Annotated in this window: 3 protein-coding genes; all 3 read right to left on the bottom strand. The window is 44.7% G+C overall.

Going from position 1 to position 2456, the window contains the following annotated elements:
• Window positions 1-231 precede the first annotated feature (231 nt).
• Entirely contained in the window at window positions 232-483 is a 252-nt protein-coding gene (locus DP117_RS33935) for a hypothetical protein (protein ID WP_169222542.1), read from the bottom strand.
• A gap of 48 nt (window positions 484-531) precedes the next feature.
• Window positions 532-1752, bottom strand: a complete 1221-nt coding sequence (locus DP117_RS33930) for a glutathione S-transferase family protein (RefSeq protein ID WP_169222541.1) — start codon at window positions 1750-1752, stop codon at window positions 532-534.
• Between the two features lie 3 nt (window positions 1753-1755).
• Window positions 1756-2456 (bottom strand): class I SAM-dependent methyltransferase family protein (locus DP117_RS33925; protein WP_339381163.1); only part of this gene is annotated, 701 nt, incomplete at its 5' end.

Below are 2456 nucleotides of genomic sequence, written 5' to 3'. Positions count from 1 at the left end.
TGTACTCAGGTCGGTGTAGGTAGTTCACGAGCAATCTGTAACAAAGTTGAGATTGAATTACCGAAAGTGAACAGTACTGTAGCAAGCAACAACAGATAAGGCACAAGCTGATCGAACACAGAAGCTGGGGTGTGAAGCAGTAATACTGCACCTAACATTCCGCCAACGAGACTAACACTGCCAAATAACCAAGATAGCTGCTGCTGTGTCCACAATTCGTTACGATAGGCACTAATTGACCTGGATGTTCTGTGGGGCAAGTCGCTTTTCCAGCAATCCCCGCGCCTTCAATAAATTGAGACCGGGTGTACCGTTTTGATGACCAATATTAATCACCTCTAGCTTTGATGAACTACCAGAGATTTGTGGAACTTGAGAACTATTGCTTTGTGAGCTATTTTGGGAGTTACAACCTGTCAGGGAAAGAAGCCACGTTAATAGGCAGGTAGCAATAGCCAGTAAGACATAGCTACGGGTTTTCATATTTTCCAGTTTGGAATGCAACTTGTATCAACCTGTCACCGATAAGCATTAATAAATAGATGCCAATACCTTATCTGCTGCTGCTCGGAATGCAGTTGCTGCACCAGCACTCATATCCCGTGGCGCACAGATGCGATTTCTTACATAGGCAAGAGTAATGGCTCCGACAGCAGACGAAAACGGATCAATATTATCTTTTCCACCAACTCTACCCCAAGGCAAGAGTGCGTCATTCCCATTGATGAGATAGTCTGCCAGTAGTCTCAGGTGAAAATCAACTGCTTCTTTGACTGTTGCAATGTCATCATCTTTCGCTAATGCTTGCACTCCGGAGTTTTTCAGGATATCTCCTATAGCAACTTCCCGGTTATCGCTCAGTCTCTCGGCGGCTTCTGCTCGATATTGAATTTCCTGGCTAGTTGCTAAATCCAGTGGTAATGGATTTCCAACTGGTGACACACTCCATCTGCGGCGCAGGAGTAAATTATTTGTCGTGTCATCCGACTTGACTCTGTGGTATGCAGGACGCTGATTGAGTGCTTCAAACCAAGCATTGATGAGAGGGAAGCGTGGATTTCCCTTGATGTGATACCCTCGGTACACGGGTAAGTTAGCCGCCAATCTATCTAAATGAGGGCTATACATAATGTCTACCAAGCTAAAACTTGAGACAAAGTAGGGACCAGGATATTTCGCCAAGGCTTGCTCAAGCTCGTCTAATTTAGCTTCAAACGCTGTCTGTAATTTTGCTAGTTCATCAGCATCTACAGATGTTTCCCTCAGAAATTTGTAGCCAATATCTCTAAAACCATTGGTTTCGGCATCTTCTACCCACTGCCTAGCAATAGCATTTTCCTCTGGATTTTCAGGGAGTAGTGGTGGACTATTAAATCGTTCTTCTAAAGCGTATAGAATATCTTTGGACTCATAGACTAACTTTCCCTCAATTTTTGCAGCAGGGACAAGGGTTGTGGGAACTAGGTCAGTATACCACTTAGGCTTGTTACTCAGATCAATAAACTCCGTCGCAAACGGAATTTCCTTTTCTTCTAAGGCAAACCAAACCCGTTCACAGAAAGGACACCAAGAGTTGGTATCTCGGTAAAGGAGGACTGGTGGTATTGTATCAGGAGGTAGTTTCTGGAGACTGCTTGGGATTGGCGCAGTAGAAGGGGATTGCCCTGGTCTACGCACCCGTCGAGCTGAAGTATTTTTCTGTGCGACCTCAAACAATTGCTCCCAACTGGATAATGTACCCTGAATAGACATTTTTTACCTCGCTTTATTTGGAACACCGGAAAACACAAACAACTGTTGCTCTTTGGGGACAGCCAAATTTTCACCTAGGTAACGATGAATACCTACCCCCATGTCTCCTGTAGCAGTCAGTTTGAAGTTCACTTCTTCAAATCTAGATTCACGCAAAATTTTACGGACAGTCTCAGAGTAGGGGATACCGTTAGAGTGTCCGCGAGTCCAGATTGCAAAAGCACCTTGTTTACTTAGAAAACTCAGGTTCCCCAGCAAGCGACTCAGCTCAGCCTCATCAGCAAGATTACCGAAGATACCACACACAATGACAACGTCTGCTGGTACTGCTCCTACATAGTTGGACCAGAGAGTTGCATCACCATTGATAAACTCAATTTGCTTTGCCAAACCCAATGATTCTATGGTTGCTCGTCCACGTTCAACTAGCTGCGGATTTAACTCAACCAGTCGTGCATAAACATCTTTTGCACGAGGGTGATTTGCTAACGTCGAGAGTAAATCTCGTCCATCACCAGCGCAAACACTAACTACACGAATTATTCCTGGTGGGGACACATCCAAGCTATAAGAGATGTATTCTCGCACTATTTCCAGGCGCTGCTGCAATTTTGGTTCAGTATTATAGAGATCGTGCCATTCAAACCAGTCTTTTGGCATAAGCGGCGATTCCCATTTCATCGAAAATTTGGGTAGAAACCCCG

This window comes from Brasilonema sp. UFV-L1 (assembly GCF_012912105.1).
Classification (GTDB): domain Bacteria; phylum Cyanobacteriota; class Cyanobacteriia; order Cyanobacteriales; family Nostocaceae; genus Brasilonema.
This window is presented reverse-complemented; position numbering and strand designations above follow the sequence as displayed.